We start from the raw sequence: 21,480 nt of genomic DNA, 5'->3' as shown, positions 1-21,480 counted from the left end.
GGCTCATCCGATGCCGCGGCTCTGGAGGCCGGTCACCGGAGATGGAGTGGGTCCCGAGGGATCTCCCCCGGGGCCGTCGTGCGACGCCCACCGCTCAGGGCGGACATCGCACGACGCTGGGACCCTGGGGGGTCAGCCCTCGGGGTTGGGGAGGCCCTGGGCCCGCTGGGCGAACTCGGGGGTGCCGATGAGTTGGGCGTAGAGCCCGGACCGGTCACCGGTGCGACGCAGGTCGGTGACGCCGTCGGTGATCTCGGCACCGACCGGGGCCCGGGCCAGGATCTCCTCGTAGGAGCTCCCGACCAGGCGGCGGAGTGGTTCGTCCAGGTTGGCGATGGTGCGGATCAACGCCCCCCGCGAGACCCCCGCGTCGAGGCGCCCGGTCCAGTGCGCGAGACCAGCCGCGTCGGGGGCGCGACCCAGGAGCCGGTCATAGACCCGGGTCACGAACCCTTCGTTGCTCGATCCAGCCTTGGACCAGAACTCCGACGACGCCCCCAGATCCGCCAGGAGCTGGTCGTAGCGGCCGTGGCTCTGCAGACGCGCCGTCCAGAACGCACGACCCGACGCATCCGCCGGGCGGCCCAGCATCGTCTCGTAGGCGTCATCGACCACCCGACCCACCGCTTCGGAGGTCCGGGCGATGGAACGAGCGAACACCGCCTGGGACGTGCCACCGTCCAGACGGGCCACCCAATGGTCGTAACCGACCTGATCCGGGCAACGGCCCAGCAGCTCCAGATACACCAGACGCACCGTGCGCCCATGACCCTCATCGGAGAATGCCGCGCACTCGAACTCTGGGCCCACCACCAGAGCCACCGGGGCCGACGTCGTCGACGGGATCGACAAGCCACCGAAGTACCGAGCCGTCAGCTCATGGGCACCCTCCCCCAAGGCGGTGGTGGTCATCGACGCGCGGCCCTGGCCATCCACGTTCACCACACCCAAGGTCGTGGTCCCGTCACGGAACTCGACCACACCACCAGCCGCCGGAGCCATCGACGCCTCCAGGGTCACCTGCCCACCGGAACGCACCGGGCCCGACGGCGACACCGACAACGACGTCCCCGCCACCGTCACATCGCCCAAGACGACCGGACCACCCACCGGCTTGCACGTCATCGCCCCGCCCGCGTCATCGAAGTTGATCCGGAACGACTCGATCGCAACCGGCACCACCTCACCCGGCACACCATCGATCGTCACCGCCATGGCCAGGTCGTTGAACGCCCACACCTGATCCGGATCACCAGCAACGTCCATGCGGGTGTCATTGGTCCGAGTGATCCCCGACGAGAACGACTCACCATCCACGCTGTAGGTCACCTCCACACCCGTGAACGCGCTGATGACCGAGTTCAGAGCCGGGCCCCATGGCCCACCGCCATCGGTGCTGGGACCCCGGTCGAGCAAGATCCGGAGGGCCGGGTGCACGACCGGCACATGCGTCCCGGCGGCGACGACCGGCGGCAGGGATCCCTGGGCGACCACGTTGGCCCGAGCCACGTACATCACCGCCAGGGCCGGTCGCTCACACTCATAGATCGGGGCGATCGGGGCGATGACGTTGAAGGTGAAGCTGGCGACCTGGGGCTGGAACAACGAGTCACCCGAGTAACGGATCGCCAAAGTACGTGTCCCCGCCGCCGTGTCCATCGGGACCGGGATGCCGTAGCTGCCGGGTCTACAGCAGGCGACCTCGGTGGAGTAGGCCGGTGCGATGCCAGAGCCAATCGGTAGGGCCTCGACCGGACGGCCATCGATGCTGAAGGCCACCGTGCCCGACGGTTTGACCAAGTTCAGCACGGAGCCCAGGCCAAGCTGGTTCAGGGTGATGGTGTTGCCGGCCCGGATGGTGTGGGGAGAGATCGCTGGCTTTGGTGGGACACCGAACGCGGGGACGCCGGGGGCGCCGGCGGTGATGGTGGTGACCCGTCGGGTGGCTTCGGTCATGAGGGTGTCGCCAGAGGAGGAGGCAACCGTGGCCACGGTGACGCCGGTGTCGGGGTCGACGTGGACCAGGGTGAAGGTGATGCGCAGTGGGCCGGGGCAGAGCCGGTTGCTGGCCCCGCAGGCGGTGGATGAGACGGTGCCCACCGCCGGGAGACCGAGTCGTAGGGCCTCGGTCAGTGACGCGCCGACCGGCAACGGCGTGCCGGTGCCCGCGCCGATCGACCCCACGAGACGCTGGGCGGCGCCAGTCCCGGAGAAGGTGAGCGCGATGGGCGTGACCGTGGCGCCTTCGACGCGGTCGAGGGTGATGCGGGGGTTGCCTCCAATGGGGCCGATGGGGGCAAGGCCCTCGGCCCGTTGGATCGTGACATCGAGGCGGGCGTTGGTGAGGTTCTGGCCGATGCCGGTGTTGGTGGCCGCCACCGTGAAGTCGGTGGGGTCACCGGCGATCTGCACGAAGGTGGGGAGGTCCCAGGTGAGCGCGGGGTTGGACCACACCGGATAGGACGTAACGGTGGTGGTCCTGGACCCGAAGATGTCGTCACCGCCGTAGCGGGCGGTCAGGGTGCGGGTACCGGCGGGGAGGTCGCTGGTGGTGAAGGTGGCGGTGCCGTCGGGGGCGACCTCGACGCTGGCCAGGGTCTGGTTGCCGTCGCGAAAGTCCACGAACCCCGTGGGGTCCTCAGTCACGGTCGACTCCGGCGCCCGGGCCACCGCGGCGACCATGGTCACCGACGCGCCCGCCTGAACCCCCGCCTCGGGCGTCACCGCCAAGGTCGTGACCGCCGGCTCCTTGACCGTCTGGGGCAGAGGCAGCTCGCCTTCGACGGTGAGGGAGATGGCATGCCCCGCTCCGGCGAGCTGGTCGTTGACCGCAGAGGCCACGTTGGACTCACATGCCCCACCGGAGACCACCGGGGGGATGGAGAAGTTGGCATCGGCCAAGGTGACCTGCCGGGTGACCGGGTCGTACGGGGTGGTCGAGGTGAGATCGACCTGGATCGGGCTGGCCACGCAGTCGGCGGCGAGGATGACCGGATCGCGACCGACATCGATGTGCAAGCTCACCGACAGAGCGGTGCGCAGCGAGACCACCCCGGTCTCGTCCACGGTGCCGGTCAGGTTCCCCGGGACGACCTGGGAGAAGTCGGCGTCGATGTAGACCGTGGCCACCATTGGGGTGGTGATGTCCTGGGACAAGCTCACCCGCGGCGTCGCGAACGTGCCGTTGGTGATGGCACCGGTCCCGCCGCCGGTGTCGGGATCCGGCGCGTCGATCGTGCCAGTGATCGAGGTCGGCGCCTGGATCTCATACGGCTCTTCGGAGCCGCGAAGGACGAGTTGGCCACCGCCTTCGACCAGGGAGAGGGACAGATCCTCTGCCACCCGGGAGACGGTCTCAGCCGCTACCGGGGGCTGCGCGACCCCTGGGGGGGGGGGGCAAAAGCGAAGGCGCACACCGCGACCACAAGCGTGATCAACGCGATGAGCGAACGTCTGGACAACATGATGAGGGATCCCCCCTGTCGATGAACACTTCCGCACGACACCCTGACCCAGTGCTCAGACTGGGAGAGACGCCAACGATCACCATGTCGGAGCCGACCTTGCCGAACCTGCGCGAAACCATCCAACCCACCAAGTTTCCGCCGCTGCCAAACCCCCGCTCGGAACCAACGACCCCCCTCGATGTCAGCCCCGTTCACGGCTTCATGCGAGCATGGGCGGATCATCCCACGAGCGAGCGTGCCGAGATGCTGCCTGAACTGATCCGCGAGCGTGACGCCATCGTCGACACGTGTCGGCGTCTCGGTGTCCGTCGACTCGTCGCCTTCGGGTCAGCCGTTGACGGCGACGTCGGTGGCCACAGCGACATCGACTTCTTGGTCGAGTTCGATCCCGCCAGCGATCTGAGCCGCTTCGATGCCTACTTCGACCTCAAGGAAGAGCTCGAGGCCCTCCTGGCCCGACCGGTCGACCTGGTGAGCCCCACCGCCCTGGACAACCCCTACTTCGCCGCCACCGTCGACCGCAGCCACCATGAGCTCTACGCCGCGTGACCCGCGGGCTTACCTCTGGGCCGCCCGTCGAGCCCGGACCGGTCACCGGTGCGACGCAGGTGGGTGACGCCGTCGGTGATCTCGGCACCGACCGGGGCCCGGGCCAGGATCTCGTCGTAGGACGAGGCGACCAGGCGGCGGAGTGGTTCGTCCAGGTTGGCGATGGTGCGGATCAACGCCCCCCGCGAGGCACCGGCGTCGAGGCGTCCGGTCCAGTGCGCGAGACCAGCCGCGTCGGGGGTCCGGCCCAGGAGCCGGTCATAGACCCGGGTCACGAACCCGGTGTTGCTCGATCCAGCCTTGGACCAGAACTCCGACGACGCCCCCAGATCAGCCAACAGCTGGTCGTAGCGGCCGTGGCTCTGCAGACGCGCCGTCCAGAACGCACGACCCGACGCATCCGCCGGGCGGCCCAGCATCGTCTCGTAGGCATCATCGACCACCCGACCCACCGCTTCGGAGGTCCGGGCGATCGAGCGAGCGAACACCGCCTGGCTGGTACCCATAGAGGCGGGCCACCCAGTGGTCGTAACCGGCCTGGTCGGGGCAACGGCCCAGGAGCTCCAGGTACACCAGGCGGACGACGGCGCCGTTGCCGGCGTCGGTGCCGGCGTCGGTGAAGGCGCTGCAGTCGAACTGTGGCAGCACCGTGAGCAGGATGTCGTTCGAGGTGTAGTGGGCGCCCAGCGAGTTGCCGAAGTAGCGCGCCGTGAGGACGTGCGCGCCCGCGGCCAGGGCGGTGGTGGACAGGGAGGCACCTCCGTCCACCACCGGGACCACGCCGATGGTGTCGTCCCCGTCACGGAACTCGACGAAGCCCTGGCCGGTGGCCGGTGCCACCAGGGTCGAGAGCGTGACGGGGCCACCCTGGCGGGCCGGGTCGTCGGCGTCGACCGAGAGGGCGACCCCGCCCTGGGTGATGGTGCCCAGGGGGATGGCCTCGGACTGCGGCAGGCAGGTGACCACTAGGGGGACGTTCAAGGCCGGGTTGACGCCGCGGATGACCACCGAGTCCAGGGCCACGTCGTGCACCTGGCCGAGGGCGCCGTCGAGGTTCAGGGTCCCGCTGGTGCCCTGGAGGTCGACGATCTGGCTGACATCGGTGGTCGCCGGGATCGGTGAGGGGGTGGGGATGGCGGCAGGGTGACGTTCGGGGGGTCCAAGGCACCGAGACCTAAGCCCGCCGGCCGGGTCACGGAGAGATCGAGGCGGGCGTTGTCGAGCGGCCCACCGAAGCCGGTGTTGACGATGTCGACGTCGAACTCGACCGCCGGTGCGCCGACCTGGATGTGGCTGGCCAGCTCGGGCACGACCAGAAGTTTCCGACACTGCCACCAAGGGCTGGTCAGGCCGAGGGGGAGGGGGCGGCCGCCCGGGGGGCGGCGGCGGCGTCGACCTTGGCCCGCAGGGCATCGGCGGCGGCCCGCAGCTTGCGCACCGCCTCCAGGCGCTTCTCGGCCTCGGCCCGGCGGGCCGCCTGCTCGGCCTTGGACTGCTGGAGGAGCTGCTGGAGCTCCTTGCGCTGGGTCTCCAGGGCCTTCTTGCGGCCGGTGATGGCCGTGTCGACCGTCAGCTCCACGCCCTCGCGGGCCTCGATGATCTTGAGGGTGAACTCGGCTTGGAACTCCTGGCGGATCTGGGCGACGACCTCCCGCACGATCCGCAGGTAGTCCTGCCGGACCTGGACCTGGTGGCGCTTCTTGTAGCGCAGGTAGCCCACGGGCGCGGCCAGGAGCAGCCCGGGCAGGATCACCGGCGCGGCGATGCCCCCCAGGAGGGCCGAGGCCACGCCGCCCAGGGCGCCGGCCGACAGCAGCGACGGCAACCCGTCCTCGACCAGGTTGGCCTTGCCGGCGTTGGGGTCGCGGCGATCGCCGATGCCGAGGTCGCGCAGGTGGTCGGGCAGGGCGTCCTGCTCCAGTTCCAGCACCAGGTCATCCAGGTTGAACTCGGCGGCGATGCGGGCCACGGCGGTGTCGAGGCGCTCGGAGAGCACGAGGGCCACGTTCGACCAGGCCGCGTTGATGGACTGCTCCAGGTCGGTGCTGAGGTTGGCCATAACCGGGTCGACGTCCTTCTGGGCGGCGTCGATGTGGTCGCGATAGGCCCGGTCCATGCGGGTCATCTCCCGGCCGATGACCCGGTTGAGGTCGGCCTGGATGCGCTGCACGTTGCCGGCCAGGCGCTGGCGCCACCGGGCCTGGGAGGGCAGCAGCTCCTCGAGCTGGGCCTGGCGGGCCTTCAGCTCGGCCTCCACCGCCACCACGTCGCCGGCCGCCACCCGGACCTCGGCCGTCTGCTCGGACTCGACGCGGGCCAGGACGTGGCCCACCACCCGCAGGATGTTGGCCATGCGCACCAGCTCCCGGTTCTGGAGGGTGCGGTCGAAGATCGCCTCCATGTCGGCGAAGCCGCTGCGGGCCATGAGCGTGGCCGCGGTGTCGGCCCGGCCGGCCTCGGCCCGGACCCGGGCCTTGCCGGCCAGGCGGCTGCTGACCGGCAGGAACGGGGCGGCCAGGACGCGCTCGAAGCGGCGGGCCGCCTCGGCCAGGTCCTCCTCGGCGTCGGGCTGGGCCGCCGCCCGCCGGAGCGACTCCAGGTACTCGGCCATCTTGGCCCGGTCCTCGGCCATCATCCGCTCCGGGTCCGAGGAGCTGTCGACCTTGGTCAGCACCAGCACCACGGTGTCGATGCGCTCGCTGGCCTCGGCCAGGAACCGCAGCTCGCTCAGGGAGATGGGCTCCTCCACCGACACCGTGAACAGCAGGGCATCGGCGTAGCGCAGGCCGGCCAGGGCGCTGTCGCGGTGGCCCCGGGTCAGGCCCCCGACCCCCGGGGTGTCGATGACCACCAGGCCCCGCTCCAGCAGGGGGTGGGGCAGGCCGACCTCCACGCCCACCACGCCCTCCCGGGCCACGGCCCGGCCCTGCATGGAGGCGTAGTCCACGAGCTGGTCGGGCCCGATGGCGATGCGCTCCTCGGCCTCGCCGCCCTCGGGCCGGCGCACCGCGGTGACCTGGAGGGCCTCGGCGTGGCTGACGGCCAGGTGGACGCTGGTGGCCACATCCGCGTCGACCGGCAGCAACCCCGGGTGGCCCAGCAGGGCGTTGATGAAGCTGGTCTTGCCCCGCTTGATCTCGCCGGCCACCACCACCCGGACCTGGGTGTCCTTCCACGACCGGGCCTCGGCCTCGATGCGCCCGGTCAGGTCGGCGTGGCCGGTGGCGACGGTGAGGGCGTGGGTGCGGTTGGCCAGCCGCAGCACCTCGGCCACCACCGCCGGCAGGCCCGGCGGCCGCTCCGGCGGCGGGCCCGACGAGCCGGCGGGGCCAGGAGCGGCGGCCGGGCCGGGAGCCGGAGCGGAGGGGGCCGGAGCCGGCCCGGGAGCGGGGGTGTCGGGCGTCATCGGCGGCGGGTCCAGGGGGTGGAGAGGGGCGGGTCGTCGTCATCGCCGTCGTCCCGGACGGGGGGCGCCGGCGGCGGCGTCGGCGGGGGCGGGACCGGGGCCGGGTCGGCAGCCGGCCGAGCCCCCGGAGCCTGACGGGGAGGAGGCGCCGCCGGCTGCGGCGCGCCCGGGCCCCCGGGCGGGACCGGCGGGCCGGGGGGCGCCGGTCCGGGGCCGGAGGGCGGAGTCGACGCCGGCGGGTGCCCGGGCGCAGGCGGCGGGTACCCCGGTACGGGCTGCGGGTAGCCCGGCGAGGGCGGCGGCGTGGGAGGCGGGTACCCGGGCGGAGCCGGCTGCGGGGAGCCGCCGGGCTGCGGGTGGCCCGGAACGGGCGGCGGGGTGGGCGGCGGGTACCCGGGCGGGCCCGGCTGCGGGTAGCCCGGGGGGGGCGTGCCCTGCGGGTGGCCCGGAGGCGACGGGGTGGGTTGCGGGTAGCCGGGTGCCGGGGCCTGCGGGTGGCCGGTGGGCTGGGGGTAGCCCGGAGGAGGCGTGGGCTGCGGGTAGCCCTGCGGCGTGGGCTGCGGGTAGCCCGGGGCGGGCGGCGTCGTCACCTGCGGGTAGGTCGGCGCTGGGGCTTGCGGGTAGCCGGGCTGCGGCCCGGGCCCCGGGGGCGGCGCCGTCGGTGGGTACCCGGTGGCCGGGCCGGGCGGCGGCGGGGTGGGCGCCGCCGGCCGGGGGGTGGCCTGGTCCCAGACCAGCTCGTACCACTCGCGCACGTCCTCGGCCAGGCGCCGCTCCACCGGGCTCCGCCGGCTGTCGTTGCCGTACCGGGCCCAGGCCGCCACCGCCCGCGACGCGGCCCGGGCCACCTCGCCGGGATCGGCGGACTCGTCCAGGCCCAGCTGGCGGACCGGGGTGGTCTCCAGGGCCAGGCGACGCAGGGCGTCGAGCAGGTCGTCGGGGAGGCGGGTGGTGCCCTCCTCGGCGGCCCGGAGGGCGTCGAGGATGCGCAGGTCGTGGAGGGCCGGGTCGAGCTCGATGCGCTCCAGGGGCCCGGCCAGGGCCTGGAAGGCGGCCGCGTCCTCCCCGCCGGCCTGGGCCGCGATGCGCCGGAGGTCCGACAGGCCCCCCCGGGCCTTGAGGGCGCTGGCCCGGCGGGCGAAGCCGGCCTCGACCGTGGTGGTGAGGGGCACCAGGCCGCTGCGCTCCCGGAAGCCGCGGAGCAGGGCCCCGGCGCCGCGGGCGCCGCCCTGCACCAGCTCCACGCCCACGGCGATGCCGTGCAGGTCGAGCATGGACAGCAGGCGCCGGCGCCGGTCACGGGAGACGTCGGGGACCTCGGCGTCGAGCAGGTCCTGGGGGCTGAGGAGGGCGTCCTCCAGGTCCAGCTCGTCCATCCCGGCCAGGGCGGCCAGCGCGTAGGCGTCGTCCTCGGTGAAGTGGTCAGTGGCCGAGGTCTCGGCCAGCAGGCCCATGACCGGGACGACCTCGGACACCACGGCCGACAGCCGCTCCCGGGCCGCGGTGGCCAGCCGGTGGGCCACGGGCCACGGGTCGCCGTCGGGCGCCAGGCGATCGACCTTGCTGAGGATGCCGACGGCGTTGGCCGACGACAGGCCCGAGGCGTCGAACAGGGCCCGGAAGCGCTCCAGCACGGCCACGTCGCTCTCGCGCACGTGCGGGGTCAGGAACAGCAGGGCGTCGGCGTCGCTCATGGCCACCTGCGAGTCGCCGGCCTCCCGCGTCCCGTCCCCCAGCCCCAGGGCCTCGGCCGTGGCCCTCTCGTTCTCGTCGGTGACGGTGTTGAGGCCGGGCGTGTCGATGATGGTGATGTCGCGCAGGCGCTCGTTCGACAGGTGGACGACCAGCCGGGCGATGTCGCCGGGCGGGGCGCCCAGCTCGTCGGGGATGCGGGTGCCGGAGGCGAAGGGCACGGTGTGGACGGTGCCGTCGCGCCGCTGCACCTCGATGTGCTGGTGGTGGTCGTAGCGGTACCAGGTGACGAGCCGGGTGCACTCGCCGGCGTCGACGGGGGCGACGCGCTGGCCCAGCAGGGCGTTGACCAGGGTGGACTTGCCGGAGCTGACGCTGCCGGCCACGGCCACCCGGAGGGGCGACAGCAGCCGGGCCCGCACCGTGGCCACCGCCTCGCGGGTGGGGCCGGGGGGGAGGCGCCGCAGGGTCTCGTCGCACACCTCGACCAGGGCGGCGGTCAGGTCGCGGCTCACCGCCGTCGCCCCGCCGGGCCACGGGGCCGGCACCGGCGCCACCGCTGGGCGCTCCTCCCCCGCCCCGGCCCGCCAGCGGCCAGGGCCCGGGGGGAGGGGGACGGGGGCCAGGAGGCGGCCACCGCCCTCACAGGTAGTCCTCGAAGCCGGGGCCGGCCTCCGCCGGCGCCTCGGCCTCCTCGACGTGGGCCAGGGCGTCGACCCCGACGGCCTCGTCGTCGGGGTCCAGCAGGTCCAGGCCCACCAGGTCCTCGGCGCCGAGGTCCCCGTCCAGGTCGAGGTCCGGGCCCGTCCCGTCGTCGTCGGGGAGGTCGGTGCCGGTGTCGTCGGCCTCACCCCCCTCGGGGCCGTCGCTGTCGGCGACGTCGATCTCGCCCCCTTCGGTGCCGTCGGGGTCGTCGTCGGTGGGGGCGTCCTCGTGGCGCACGCCGGCCACGGGATCGTCGTCGCCGACCGCGAACGGGCCGTCGGCCGGCTCGGCGTCGTCCAGGGCGCCGGCCACCAGGGACGACCAGTCCTCGTCGGCGGGCTCGTCCACCGGATCGGCCAACAGGGCCTGGTGCAGGTCGGCCAGGGCGTCGTCGGCCAGCACGCTGCCGTCGTCGGGGAACCCGTCCATGTCGAGGTAGCCGGAGCTGTCCAGGGGGATGCTGTCGAGGCCGCTCATGCGGGGAGGGGCTCCTTGGTGCGGCCCGCCCCGGAGGGTGGGGCGGGGGGTCCGGCCCAGGAGACGCTGCGCCTGACGAGGGCTACTGTTCCGGCCGGGACGACGAGGGTGTGCACCATGCGGGAACATGGGGACAGACGATGGTGACCGCCGTGGCCAGGGTCCGCGGCCGGCGCCATCGCACCGCGCCCGAGGGGGATCTGCTGGCCTGGGCCCGCGACGGTGACGAGGCGGCCTTCGCCGAGCTGGTCGAACGGAGCCGCAAGCGCCTGTTCGCGGTGTGCGTGCGCATCACCGGCGACGAGCACTCGGCCCGGGACGCGGCCCAGAACGCCCTGCTCGACGCCTGGCGGGCGCTCCCCCGCTTCGAGGGCCGCTCCAGCTTCTCGACCTGGCTGTGCCAGATCGGCGGTCGGGCCGCCCTGGCCGTGGCCCAGCGCCGCAGGCCCGACCCCGTGGAGGAGGTGCCCGAGCCGGCCGGGCCGTTCAGCGACGTGCTGGAGGAGTCGGTGACGGCGGTGAGCGCGGTGCGGTGGGCCCTGGAGAAGCTGCCCCCCGACTTCCGCCAGGCGCTGGTCCTGCGGGAGTACGCCGATCTCAGCTACCAGGAGATCGCCGAGGTCCAGGGCATCCCGGTGGAGACGGTGAAGACCCGCATCAACCGGGCCCGCCGGGCCGTGGCCCACGTGCTGGAGGCGGCCGAGGGCTGAGGGGTGGGGCCGGGCTCCGGGGCCGCACCGCGCCTCACCACCGGAGGTCACGTCCCGCTCCCGTGCCGGGCCACCACGACCTCGGGCTGGCGCACGAGCCGGTCGCCGTCGACGTAGCCGGGGCGCTCGGTCGACACCACGGTGTTGTGGCGGGAGGGGTCGTCGGTCTCGACCTGGTCCACGGCGTGGTGGCGGGCCGGGTCGAAGGGCTGGCCGTCGGGCCGGACCTCCGTGATGCCCACCGCGGCCAGGGCCCGGACCGCCTCGTCGGCCAGGGCGGCGCTGGGCATCTGGTCGCGCAGTGCCATGAGGGACTCGGCCAGGGCGGCCCGCTGGGACCGGGCCTGGGCCTCCTCCCGGCTGGGGGCGGGTCCCACCACGGGACCGGCGGCCGGGGCGGGTGCGGGGGTGGCCGCCGACGGGGGGACCGGGGCGGGCGGGGCCGGTGGGGCGGCCGACCCGGACGGGGCGGCCTTGCGGCGGGCCAGGGCCAGGCCCAGGGGGACGGCGACCAGGACGGCGCCGATCACCAGGCCGGCCAGGAGGGCGGCGGCCAGGGCCACCACCGAGGTGTCGTCGTCGGCAGCATCGGGCTCGTCCTCGTCCCCGATGGGTGATGCCGGGCCCTGACGGCCCGCCGTCGTGGTGGTCGTCGGCTCCGGGTCCTCGGCCGCCTCGGTGGTGGTCGGCCCCTCGGTGGTGCGGGGCGCCTCCGTGGTCGTGGTGGTCGAGGGGTCCCCTCCGGGGCGCCCGCCGATGCCGCCCGGCTGCGGCTCGGTGGTGGGCTGGCCCACCCCGGCGGCCTGCGGGCCCGGGGCCGGGGCCGGGACGCTCCCCTGGGCCGGTGCCGGCGTGGCCAGGGCCACCACCGTGGCCAGGGCGGCGGCGCTGCCCCCCAGCCAGCGGGCCCAGCGGCCCGACGTGCTCACGGTGCGATCGGCGACGATCCCTCGAGTCATGCGGGTGAGAGGGGCCATCTGGCGGGTTTGTTCCCAGCTCGGACCGGCGCCGGGCACCCCACCCCCCTTCGGGGACGGGGCCCGGCCGTCCACCACCGCCCGGCGTCGCGAGGACGCCCGACCGGCGCCGACCGGCGTCACTCCCAGCGGAAGCGCCAGGCGGCCAACGCCGGGGCCACCAAGGCCCACGCCCCGAGCACCAGCCACGCCCCGCCGGGGACCGGCCCCGCCCCCAGGGCCCCGTGGGCGATGTCCGACAGCGCCCCGATGGGCAGGGCCCGGGCCACCACCCGGAGGGCGGTTGGCAGGTCGTCGAGCGGGGTCACCACGCCGCCCACGAACAGCAGCACCACGTAGGTGGCGTTGGCCAGGGCCAGGGTGGTCAGGGCCGGGAGGGTGCCGGCCATGAGCATCCCGATGCCGGCGAAGGCCACCGACGCCAGCACCATGGCGGCCAGCGTCGTGCCCAGGCCCGCGGTGGGGTCCCACCCCAGGAGCAGGCCGACCACCAGGATCACCGCCACCTGGAGGGTCTCGACCACCAGGACCGACGCCAGCTTGGCCGCCACCAGGTCCCGCCGGGTGAGGGGCGTGACGGCCAGGCGCTTGAGCACCCCGCTGGAGCGCTCGAACCCGGTGGCGATGGCCAGGCCGGTCATGGCCGTCGACATCACCGACAGGGCCAGCACGCCCGGCAGCAGGAAGTCCACGGCCTGCTCCTCGCCGGTGGGCAGCACGTCGACCAGGCTGAAGAACACCAGGACCAGCACCGGGATCAGGAAGGTGAGCAGCACCGACTCGCCCCGGCGCAGGGTCAGGACCAGCTCCATGCGGACCTGGGCGCCGACGCGACGGCGGGCGGGCGCGGCCATGGGCGGCGGGCCGGGGGCGACGACGGCCACGAGGGGCGTCAGCGCCGCCGGGGGCGGTCGGGCTCGGGGGCGGCGGCCGTCTCGGCGAAGGCCCGCTCGACCTCGTCGTAGGTCAGCGGCTCGTCGCCGTCGGCCCGGGCGGCGGGACCGTCCGGCGTGGCGGGCGCTCGGTCGGCCCGGGCCAGCTCCTCCTCGGCCCGCATGTGCCGGAAGGCCCACACGAAGAACATGGCGGTGATGATCACCCACAGCTCACCGCCGGCGGCCAGCTTCATGAACACCCCGGCCGCCTGCTGGTCGTCCTGCACCGAGAGGCCGAAGGCCCGCTGGGGGATGTCGTAGCTGTCGTACACCGCGCCCTCGGCGAAGGTGAGCCAGCCACCGGGCACGGTGGGGACGACGGACATGAGGAACAGGTAGATCATCTGGGCCGGGGGCGACATGCGCCACTCCTCGATGGGCCCGCACACCGGCGTCCACATCATGAAGGCGGTGAACACCAGCGCCACGTGGAGGCCGTAGTGGAGGACGCCGTTGGAGACCGAGGCGTTCACCAGCGTCGGCCAGTGGACGGCCATGGTCATGGCGTTGAAGGCCACGCCGGCCACCACCGGCTTGGCCGCCACCTGGATGACCCGGCGGACCCGGCCCGAGCCCAGCACCAGGTCGGCCAGCCAGCGGGGCGTGGCCAGGAGGGCCAGGGGGGGCACGACCAGGGTGAGGATGGTGTGCTGCACCATGTGGACCAGGTACAGGTACTCCTCGGCGATGTCGTGCATCGGCCAGTCGGAGGCCACCCACAGCAGGACGATGCCGGCCACGGCGGCGGCCTTGTTGCGCCGGCTGAGCACCGGCGTGCCCTCGGGCACCGCCTTGGGCCCCACCACCCGGACCGCCCCCACGTAGAGGGCGGCGAGGCTGAGCACCAGCACCCACACCTCGGGGTGCGGCTGGAACCGCCAGAGGTCGGGGGCGCCGGCAGCGAGCATCAGGCGGGACCCTCCGAGCCAGGCCGGCTCAGACTTGCCCCTCGAAGACGCGGAACGTGAGCAGGGCGATGATGTACACGCCCACGGCCAGGCCGAGGCCCGAGTAGAAGACCCGGCTGAGGATCTTCGAGTCGAACTTCAGGTGCATGAAGAAGGCGGCGATGATCACGAACTTGATCGCCATCACGATCAGCAGCGGGAACATCAGGACCGGGCCGTCGTCGATGAGGTACGGCCAGGCCACCTCCATGCCGGTGAGCACGGCCAGGCCGGCCGCCACCTTCATGTAGAGGACGTCACTGGCGTGGCCGTGCCCGTCGTCGTGGTGCTCCGTGGCCTCGGGCTCGGTGATCGTGGCGTCGGTCATGGCCGGCCTCTCAGGGGATCAGGTAGACGACGGTGAAGATCAGGACCCACACCACGTCCACGAAGTGCCAGTACAGGCCCACGATCTCGACCGCCTCGGCCCGGGCCTGGGGGATGCGCCCGGCCAGGGACAGCACCAGGGCCGAGAGCAGCATGACGATGCCCAGGCTCACGTGCACGCCGTGGAAGCCGGTGAGGGCGAAGAAGGCGGAGCCGGCGGCGTTGGTGGTGAAGCCCAGGCCCTCCTTCACGAAGACCTGGAACTCGTAGACCTGGCCGGCGATGAAGGTGGCGCCCAGGATGGCGGTGGTGGCCAACCACAGGCGGAGGCGGGAGTGCTCCCCCCGCTGGATGGCCGAGACGGCCAGCACCATGGTCAGCGACGACATCAGCAGCACGAACGACGAGATCGACGTGAGCTCGATGTCGTAGAGCTCGTGCGGCGTCGGGCCACCGGCCTGGTTGTTGTGCTTGTAGAGCAGGAACGTGGAGATCAGCCCGCCGAACAGCAGGCACTCCGAGCCCAGGAACACCCACATGGCCAGCTTGGGGTTGGAGATCCCCGTGTTGGTGGCGTGGTGGTCGTGGCCGTCGGGCCCGTCGGCGTAGGCCGCGGCCCGCTCGGAGCGCTGCTCCAGGGCGCGAGCGTCGTCGAGCTCATCGGACAGGGTGGTCTCAGTCAACGAGCGCAGCCTCCTCGGGCGTGGCGGCAGCGCCGTCATCGGTGGGTGCCGGGTGGTCGTCCGGGTCGTGGTCGTCCGAGCCGCGGTGGGCCTCGGGGGCGGTCGAGGGCTCGAGCACCCAGCCGTAGATGGCGGCGACCACCAGGATGCCCCCGACGAGGCAGAGCCACAGGTTGAAGATCAGGCCCCAGGCCACGAACGGGAAGCCGGCGGAGAGGACCAGCGGCCAGTACGACGGGGACGGCAGGTGCACGCCCTCACCGTTGCCGGGCTGGGCGACCTCCTCGGAGGTGGCCACCCGCACCAGCTTGCCCCCGGCGTCCTCCTGGTACTTGCGGTGCCAGAAGTCGTCGAGGCGGCGGATGGTGGGCACCACGTCGAAGTTGTGGGCCGGGGTGGGGCTGGGCACCGACCACTCCAGGCTGCGGGCGTCCCAGGGGTCGGCGACCATGGTCGCACCACTCCGGACGTGGGCCCGGCGGGACCGGACGATGTTCCAGAAGAAGATCAGGAACGACACGGCGATGATGAAGGCGCCGACGGTGCTCACGAAGTTCCACAGGTTGAAGCCGTAGCCGTCGCGGTAGCTGTAGATCCGCCGGGGCATGCCCTGGAGGCCCAGGATGTGCATGGGCCCGAAGGTCAGGTTGAAGCCGATCAGCAGGATCCAGAAGTTGACCTTGCCCACCCGGTCGTTCAGGACGTAGCCGAAGACCTTGGGCCACCAGAAGTACCAGCCGCCGATGAAGCCGAAGAGGGCGCCGCCGAACAGCACGTAGTGGAAGTGGGCGACGATGTAGTACGTGTCGGTCTGCTGCGTGTCCGACGCGGCCACCGCGTGGGTCACCCCCGAGAGGCCACCGATGGTGAACATGGTGACCAGGCCCACCGAGTAGAGCATCGGGGCCGAGAACTTGAGCCGGCCACCCCACATGGTGGCCAGCCAGTTGAAGATCTTCACCCCGGTGGGCACGGCGATGAACATGGTCGAGACCGAGAAGGCGGCCACCGACAGGGGCCCCACACCGGAGGCGAACATGTGGTGGGCCCACACCCCCCAACCCATGAAGCCGATGGCGATCCCCGAGAAGATCATGAACGGGTAGCCGAAGATCGGCTTGCGGCTGAAGGTCGGCATGATCTCGGAGATCACCCCGAAGGCCGGGAGGATCATGATGTAGACCTCCGGGTGCCCGAAGATCCAGAACAGGTGCTCCCACAGCAGCGGGTCGGCCCCGGCCGAGGTGTCGAAGAACCGGGCCCCGAAGAGCCGGTCGAACAGCAGCAGGAACTGCGCCGCGGTCAGCACCGGGATGGCGAACAGCAGCAGGAACTGCGTCACCAGGCCCATCCAGGTGAACACCGGCATCTTGAAGAAGGTCATGCCCGGGGCCCGCAGGTTCAGGCAGGTGACGATCAGGTTGATGGCGCCGACCAGCGAGGCGATGCCGGTGATCAGCAGGCCCATGTTCCAGAAGTCGATGCCGTGGCTGGGGGAGAAGACCACGCCGTTGTTGGGGGCGTAGTTGAACCAGCCGCCGTCGGCCCCCCCACCCAGCAACCAGGACGAGTTGAGGACGATCCCGCCGCCCATGAACGTCCAGAAGCTGAGGGCGTTGAGGCGGGGGAAGGCGACGTCGCGGGCCCCGATCTGCAACGGGATCAGGTAGTTCATGAAGGCGGCGCCGATGGGCATCACGACCAGGAAGATCATGGTCGTGCCGTGCATCGTGTAGATCTGGTTGTAGGCGTCGGCCGAGAGGAGCTGGCCGTCGGGCTGGGCCAGCTGCACCCGGATGAGCAGGGCCTCGAACCCGCCGATCAACAGGAAGAACAGGGACGCCGCCCCGTACATGATGCCGATCCGCTTGTGGTCGACGCTGGTCATCCAGCTGCGCCACCCGGCGGTGGCGGTGGGCCGGGCGAAGGCGCCGAGCGGGTTGCGGCGCGGCTCCTCCCCGGAGGGCAGGGCCAGGGGGCCGGTCGGAGGCGTGGTCGTCGTCATCGCGATCTCTCCCGTCGTCCTACGTGAGCGTCATCAGGTAGGAGACCAGCTGGTCGATCTGTTCCTCGGTCAGGTCGAGGGCCGGCATGCCCCGGCGCGGGCTGCGGCCCGGCACCGCCTCGGCCTGCATGGCCTTCTCGGCCGGCGGGTTGCGCAACCACGCCTCCAGCGCCCCCCGGTCGAGGCACCGGTCCCGGGTCTCGGGGTCCTCGGCCCAGTCCAGCCCCAGGGCCCGGCACTCCTCGGTGTCGCGCACCAGGTCGAACTTGCCGCCGGCGAAGGTGGTGCGGCTCATCAGGTGGGTCAGGTTGGGGGCGTGGCGGCTGGCCTGGAGGAGCGGGTCGGTGATGGTGCCGGGCCCGCCCATGATGTCCCGGGCGAACTCGGGGACGTCCTCGTCGGAGAAGTTCTCCTCGTTGATGCCGTCGATCTGGTGGCAGCTGGAGCAGAGCTGCTGGGTGAAGACCTGGTAGCCGAGGGCCTCCAGGCTCTCGTCGCCCTCGGCGTAGGGCTCGGCGTCGCGCTGCTGCTCGGCGATCCAGGCGTCGAAGTCGGCCTCGTCCAGGGCCACCACCTTGAGGCGCATCTCGGCGTGCGACAGCCCGCAGTACTCGGTGCACTGGCCGATGAACTCGCCGGGCTCGTCGGCCTGCAGGTTCCACGGGTGGGTGCGGTTGGGCACGGCGTCGCGCTTGCCGTTCAGCTTGGGGGCCCAGAACGAGTGGATGACGTCACGGGACGTGATCTCCAGGCCGACCTGCTGGCCGGCCGGGATGACCAGGTCGTTGGCGGTGACGACGTCCTCGGGGTCGGAGTAGCTGCCGTTCCCGTTGACGTCGTAGCGGTACTCCCACCACCACTGGTTGCCCACCACCTGAACCGTCACCGCGTCCTCGGGCGGTTCCTCGGCCAGGTTGAAGATGGCGGCCACGCTGGCCACGCCGACCAGGCCCAGGACCACGGCGGGCAGGAGGGTCCAGCCGATCTCCAGGGCGTTGTGGCCGTGGATCTGGGACGGCATGTCCTCGAAGTGCTCCTGGCCCCGGGCCCGGAACCGGAGGGCGATCAGCACCGCGCCGCCCAGGACCAGCACGAAGACCACGCCGGCCACGATGAAGATCGGGTCGCTGAGGCGGTCGATGTCCCGGGCGTAGCGCCCCTCGGGCTCCAGGGTGTCCTGGGGGGCGTTGCTGGCGCAGGCGCCGGCGAAGGCGACGACGGCCAGGGCGGGGCCCAGGAGGCGGGCCCGGCGCAGCAGGGACATGAAGGCTCCCTCGTCAGGGGTGGGGGTGGCCGTCTCCGCCTCGGGAGCCGGCACGGCGGACGGGTCGATGGTCATCGTGGCTGCCCGGGCACGACGACGGGAGCACCGGGGTCGACGGGGCGGGCACCCTCGTGCTCGCCCTCGCCCTCCTCCTCGGCGTGGTGGGGCTCGATCTCCCGGGGGCCGACCGAGGCGCTGATCACGCCACCGGCCAGCACGGCCAGGGCGCCGACCACGCACAGCACGGCGACCACCTGGGGGTTGATGCGGGGCTTGGCCGCCAGCACGAAGGCCGCCACCAGGACCAGCACCGGCACCAGGGCGAACAGGGCGTACACGCCGCCCTGGGGCAGGGCCAGGAGGATGCGGGACATGCTGAGCACGAACACGGCCACGCCCAGGAGGCCCAGCACCGGCACCTCGACCGGCAGCATCACCCGCCGGCGGATGGCCCGGTTGACCGCGTCGTCACCGGTGGCCTTCTCGGCCCAGGCCGAGATGGCCCACTCGAAGGTGGCGGCGGCCAGGACGGCGAGGCCCAGGAGGACCAGGGCCTGGCCGGCGACCAGGCCGACGGTGACGAAGCCGACCCCGAAGGCGGCGATGACCGGCCAGTAGCTGCCCTGCGGCGGGGCCACGACCTCGGGCACCGTGTCCCGCTGCAGGAGCTGGGCCCCGGCGTCGACGTCCGCGTCGCGGAAGGCGGCGGTGGTGGCGCCCAGGAACACCCCGGCCCCGGCCAGGCCCATGAGCACGGCGTAGCCCACGTGGTCGCCGACGGCGCCCTTGTACCCGAAGGTGAGGACGCCGGTGAACGTCGACAGGGAGACCTCGTCGGGGGCGGTCGCCCCGCCGTAGACGAGGGCGCCGACGAAGGCCGCTGCGGCCAGGCCGAAGAACCACTTGGAACCGGTGGTGAACAACGTCGTCCCTCGCTACTTCGTCACGTAGACGGCGTACCAGATGACGCCGAAGATGGCGGTGGTCAGGTACCAGATGACGCTGGCGGCCACGATGCCCTCCCGGTCCCGTCCGGCGTACTCGCCGCCCAGGGTCCGGACTGTCATCAGCCCGGCGAAGACCAGGGCGCCGACGATGAGGGCCAGGTGGGCCCCGGTGACGGCGTAGAACAGCAGGCCGGAGGGCGACGGGCCGGCGATGGGCAGGCCGGCCTGCTGGTAGAGGAAGGCGGTGGCGTTGATCACCGCCCCGCCGAACAGGATGGTCATGACCAGGGCGAAGTAGGCGTTGCGGCGGTCGTTGCGGCGCACCGAGTCCACCGCCCACTGCATGGTCACGCACGAGAGCAGGAGCGTGCCGAAGGCCATGTTGGCCGGGGTGAGCGGGATGGGGTTGCCGTCGGCCAGCCAGGCCGTGGCCCTCTCGTCCGCCGGGGCGGAGGCGATGACGCCTTGGCGGACCGACAGGTAGAGCCCGATGAGCCCGGCGAAGAAGGTGATGATGGCCCCGCCGGCCAGGGCCGTGCCCACCAGCAGGACCCGGGGCCGGGCGCCGCCGGCCGGGGCCTCGTCGGGCACCAGGTCGTAGGCCTCGACCTCGGTGTGAGCCAGGTCGTCGTGGGTGGCGGTGGCGGCGGACATCAGGCCGGGGCCTCCTCGTCGTCGGGCTCGGCCGCCAGCAGCGGCTCGGCCGAGGTCACCTCGGGGACGTCACCGTCGAAGTTGGCGAAGGACGGGGGCGAGGCCGTGGCCCACTCCAGGGTCTGCCCGCCCCACGGGTCGGCGGGCTCGTCGTCGCGACGCCGGCCCACCAGGCCGGCCACGGCCAGCAGGGCCCCCACGACCACCAGGCCGGCGCCGGCCAGGGCCACGCCGTTCATGGCCTCGATGCCGGTGACGGCCTCGTCGCCGTCGCCGGTCAGGCCGGAGAGGGCCTCGGGCACGGCCAGGACCAGCGCCCCCAGGGCCAGGACCAGCGGCGCGGTGCGCCCGGCGGCCTCGCTCCCGGCCCGGCCCAGGACCTTGGTCGACCAGTGGAACAGCCCGGCCACCAGGCCGATGAAGGCGGCCACCATCGTCAGGTGGGACTGGGCGGTGACCCACTGGGTGTCGGCCAGCTCCAGCGCCCCCTCGAAGGGGGTGGCCGCGCCCACCAGGGTGGCGACCAGCAGGACGAGCAGGGCCAGGACCGAACCGACCAGGCCGCTGGTGAGCTTGGGCTTGCCGGCCCTCAGGGCCGCGCCCACCAGGCCGAGCACGCCCAGCACCGGCAGGGGGGCCAGCAGGGCCATCCCCTTGGTGACGGGCTGGTCGGCTGCCCCCGGCGAGATGGCGGCCAGGGCGAAGGCGCCCACGCCCAGCACCGCGAAGGCCCCGATCAGGACACGGGCCACGGGCCGGTTGGGCAGGCGACGCCCGGTGGCGGTGGCCACGGCGTCGAGAGCGATGCCCAGCACCGGCACGGCCAGCACGTAGACCTGGGGCTGGCGGCCCACCCAGGCGACGCGCTCGGCCATGGCCGGCCCGCCCCCGCCCAGGAAGACCTGCCCGTACCGGTGGTCGACGTACATGACGACCAGGACCGCGGCCAGCACCGGCAGGGTGAGGAGCCACACCACCGCGGCGCACAGCAGCGACCAGGTGAACATGGGGACCCGGTCGAGCCCCATGCCCCGGGTGCGGACGGCCAGGGCGGTGGTGGCCACGCAGAGCGAGCCCACCACCAGGGCCCCCACCACCACGACCGACGCCGCGGCCCACAGGTCGACGGCATCGGCGCGGCCCCCGCCGGGACCGCCGTTGAGGGCGTAGGCGACGCAGGTCATGCCGGCCCCGATGAGGAAGGCCCAGAACGAGGCGGCGGCGGCCCGGGGGAAGGCGATGGCCCGGGCCCCGACCTGGAGGGGCACGACCACCATGGCCAGGCCCAGGAGGGCGGGCACCAGGAACAGGAGCACGGCCGAGGTGGTGTGGAACGTGACGACCTGGGGGGCGCTGCCCTCGTCGAGCACCGTGTTGCCCAGCGTGCCGTCGACGCGGTCCAGGCCACCGAGCAGGCCGGTGACGGCCGAGGCCAGGCCCAGCAGCAGGGCGGCGCCGACGTAGAGCCGGCCCACGACCTTGTGGTCGGTCGAGCCGAGGACGCGGGCCAGGCCCGTGACGGGCTCCTGGGCCAGGCTCGGGGACGCGCCCGCACTGGTGGTCGCCGGGGGGGCTTGGGTTGCAGTCATCGACGCGTGGACCTCGTCGGCGCCGCCCACCGCGAGTGGGACGCGGCGGCGCCATCTGGGGAGACGGCTCCTATCGGCTCGGGACAATACACAGGGCCTCTCAGGGCCCCCGAATCCCTCGTGGGCTGGGGTGCGAGGGGGTCCGC

The 21,480-nt window shown here is 73.0% G+C and carries 18 protein-coding genes; 2 read left to right on the top strand and 16 right to left on the bottom strand.

The annotated features are described in order from the left end of the window. Window positions 1–132 precede the first annotated feature (132 nt). Window positions 133–3,414 (bottom strand): Ig-like domain repeat protein, encoded by a 3,282-nt coding sequence (locus tag VEW93_09420; GenBank protein ID HYI62008.1) that lies wholly within the window; start codon window positions 3,412–3,414, stop codon window positions 133–135. 134 nt (window positions 3,415–3,548) lie between these two features. Between VEW93_09420 and VEW93_09415 the strand changes: the two genes are divergently transcribed. Beyond that, window positions 3,549–4,016, top strand: coding sequence for a nucleotidyltransferase domain-containing protein (locus VEW93_09415; protein HYI62007.1), 468 nt, complete (start codon window positions 3,549–3,551; stop codon window positions 4,014–4,016). Here the strand turns inward: VEW93_09415 and VEW93_09410 are convergent. From VEW93_09410 to VEW93_09390, 5 genes are all read right to left on the bottom strand, one after another. Further along, on the bottom strand, window positions 4,004–4,459 hold the full coding sequence (locus VEW93_09410; protein ID HYI62006.1) for a DUF4214 domain-containing protein: 456 nt from the start codon (window positions 4,457–4,459) through the stop codon (window positions 4,004–4,006). The genes VEW93_09415 and VEW93_09410 overlap by 13 nt on opposite strands. Next, the gene (locus VEW93_09405) at window positions 4,449–5,048 is read right to left on the bottom strand and encodes an Ig-like domain repeat protein (GenBank protein HYI62005.1); all 600 of its coding nucleotides are present in this window, start codon (window positions 5,046–5,048) and stop codon (window positions 4,449–4,451) included. The genes VEW93_09410 and VEW93_09405 overlap by 11 nt, the downstream gene beginning before the upstream one ends. 313 nt (window positions 5,049–5,361) lie before the next feature. After that, window positions 5,362–7,422 carry a dynamin family protein gene (locus tag VEW93_09400; GenBank protein ID HYI62004.1) on the bottom strand — a complete coding sequence of 687 codons (2,061 nt, stop codon included), beginning with the start codon at window positions 7,420–7,422 and terminating at the stop codon, window positions 5,362–5,364. After that, window positions 7,419–9,671: a dynamin family protein gene (locus VEW93_09395; GenBank protein HYI62003.1), complete on the bottom strand. Its 2,253-nt coding sequence runs from the start codon at window positions 9,669–9,671 to the stop codon at window positions 7,419–7,421. The genes VEW93_09400 and VEW93_09395 overlap by 4 nt, the downstream gene beginning before the upstream one ends. A gap of 85 nt (window positions 9,672–9,756) precedes the next feature. Then, window positions 9,757–10,296: a hypothetical protein gene (locus tag VEW93_09390; protein HYI62002.1), complete on the bottom strand. Its 540-nt coding sequence runs from the start codon at window positions 10,294–10,296 to the stop codon at window positions 9,757–9,759. A 152-nt stretch (window positions 10,297–10,448) separates the two neighbouring features. On the opposite strand from VEW93_09390, the gene VEW93_09385 reads away from it, so the two are divergent. Then, window positions 10,449–11,006, top strand: a complete 558-nt coding sequence (locus VEW93_09385) for a sigma-70 family RNA polymerase sigma factor (protein ID HYI62001.1) — start codon at window positions 10,449–10,451, stop codon at window positions 11,004–11,006. Between the two features lie 47 nt (window positions 11,007–11,053). On the opposite strand, the gene grpE is transcribed toward VEW93_09385, so the two are convergent. The 10 genes from grpE to VEW93_09335 all read right to left on the bottom strand — a co-directional run bounded on the left by grpE (window position 11,054) and on the right by VEW93_09335 (window position 21,334). After that, entirely contained in the window at window positions 11,054–11,935 is an 882-nt protein-coding gene (grpE, locus tag VEW93_09380; protein ID HYI62000.1) for a nucleotide exchange factor GrpE, read from the bottom strand. A 167-nt stretch (window positions 11,936–12,102) separates the two neighbouring features. Further along, the gene (locus VEW93_09375; protein HYI61999.1) at window positions 12,103–12,867 is read right to left on the bottom strand and encodes an ABC transporter permease; all 765 of its coding nucleotides are present in this window, start codon (window positions 12,865–12,867) and stop codon (window positions 12,103–12,105) included. Between the two features lie 8 nt (window positions 12,868–12,875). Beyond that, on the bottom strand, window positions 12,876–13,826 hold the full coding sequence (locus VEW93_09370; GenBank protein HYI61998.1) for a cytochrome c oxidase assembly protein: 951 nt from the start codon (window positions 13,824–13,826) through the stop codon (window positions 12,876–12,878). Between the two features lie 28 nt (window positions 13,827–13,854). Further along, window positions 13,855–14,193 (bottom strand): cytochrome C oxidase subunit IV family protein, encoded by a 339-nt coding sequence (locus tag VEW93_09365; protein ID HYI61997.1) that lies wholly within the window; start codon window positions 14,191–14,193, stop codon window positions 13,855–13,857. Window positions 14,194–14,203: 10 nt separating this feature from the next. After that, window positions 14,204–14,875 (bottom strand): cytochrome c oxidase subunit 3, encoded by a 672-nt coding sequence (locus VEW93_09360; protein HYI61996.1) that lies wholly within the window; start codon window positions 14,873–14,875, stop codon window positions 14,204–14,206. Further along, window positions 14,868–16,880 (bottom strand): cytochrome c oxidase subunit I, encoded by a 2,013-nt coding sequence (gene ctaD / locus VEW93_09355; GenBank protein HYI61995.1) that lies wholly within the window; start codon window positions 16,878–16,880, stop codon window positions 14,868–14,870. The genes VEW93_09360 and ctaD overlap by 8 nt, the downstream gene beginning before the upstream one ends. Before the next feature lie 19 nt (window positions 16,881–16,899). Beyond that, window positions 16,900–18,219 carry a cytochrome c oxidase subunit II gene (gene coxB, locus VEW93_09350; GenBank protein HYI61994.1) on the bottom strand — a complete coding sequence of 440 codons (1,320 nt, stop codon included), beginning with the start codon at window positions 18,217–18,219 and terminating at the stop codon, window positions 16,900–16,902. Further along, window positions 18,216–19,067, bottom strand: coding sequence for a hypothetical protein (locus VEW93_09345; protein HYI61993.1), 852 nt, complete (start codon window positions 19,065–19,067; stop codon window positions 18,216–18,218). Before VEW93_09345 ends, coxB begins: the two co-directional genes overlap by 4 nt. Window positions 19,068–19,079: 12 nt before the next feature. Further along, window positions 19,080–19,745 (bottom strand): cytochrome c oxidase subunit 3, encoded by a 666-nt coding sequence (locus VEW93_09340; GenBank protein HYI61992.1) that lies wholly within the window; start codon window positions 19,743–19,745, stop codon window positions 19,080–19,082. After that, entirely contained in the window at window positions 19,745–21,334 is a 1,590-nt protein-coding gene (locus tag VEW93_09335) for a cbb3-type cytochrome c oxidase subunit I (protein ID HYI61991.1), read from the bottom strand. The genes VEW93_09340 and VEW93_09335 overlap by 1 nt, the downstream gene beginning before the upstream one ends. Between the last annotated feature and the right edge of the window lie 146 nt (window positions 21,335–21,480).

It is taken from the genome of Acidimicrobiales bacterium, from assembly GCA_035630295.1.
In the GTDB taxonomy this organism is placed as follows: Bacteria; Actinomycetota; Acidimicrobiia; order Acidimicrobiales; family Iamiaceae; genus Iamia.
This window is presented reverse-complemented; position numbering and strand designations above follow the sequence as displayed.

Coding starts and splice junctions, on each gene's coding strand:
- VEW93_09415 (HYI62007.1), top strand. CDS start 3,549: ATGTCGGAGCCGACCTTGCCGAACCTGCGCGAAACCATCCAACCCACC.
- VEW93_09400 (HYI62004.1), bottom strand. CDS start 7,422: ATGACGCCCGACACCCCCGCTCCCGGGCCGGCTCCGGCCCCCTCCGCT.
- VEW93_09390 (HYI62002.1), bottom strand. CDS start 10,296: ATGAGCGGCCTCGACAGCATCCCCCTGGACAGCTCCGGCTACCTCGAC.
- VEW93_09370 (HYI61998.1), bottom strand. CDS start 13,826: ATGCTCGCTGCCGGCGCCCCCGACCTCTGGCGGTTCCAGCCGCACCCC.
- VEW93_09365 (HYI61997.1), bottom strand. CDS start 14,193: ATGACCGACGCCACGATCACCGAGCCCGAGGCCACGGAGCACCACGAC.
- ctaD (HYI61995.1), bottom strand. CDS start 16,880: ATGACGACGACCACGCCTCCGACCGGCCCCCTGGCCCTGCCCTCCGGG.
- coxB (HYI61994.1), bottom strand. CDS start 18,219: ATGACCATCGACCCGTCCGCCGTGCCGGCTCCCGAGGCGGAGACGGCC.
- VEW93_09340 (HYI61992.1), bottom strand. CDS start 19,745: ATGTCCGCCGCCACCGCCACCCACGACGACCTGGCTCACACCGAGGTC.
- VEW93_09335 (HYI61991.1), bottom strand. CDS start 21,334: ATGACTGCAACCCAAGCCCCCCCGGCGACCACCAGTGCGGGCGCGTCC.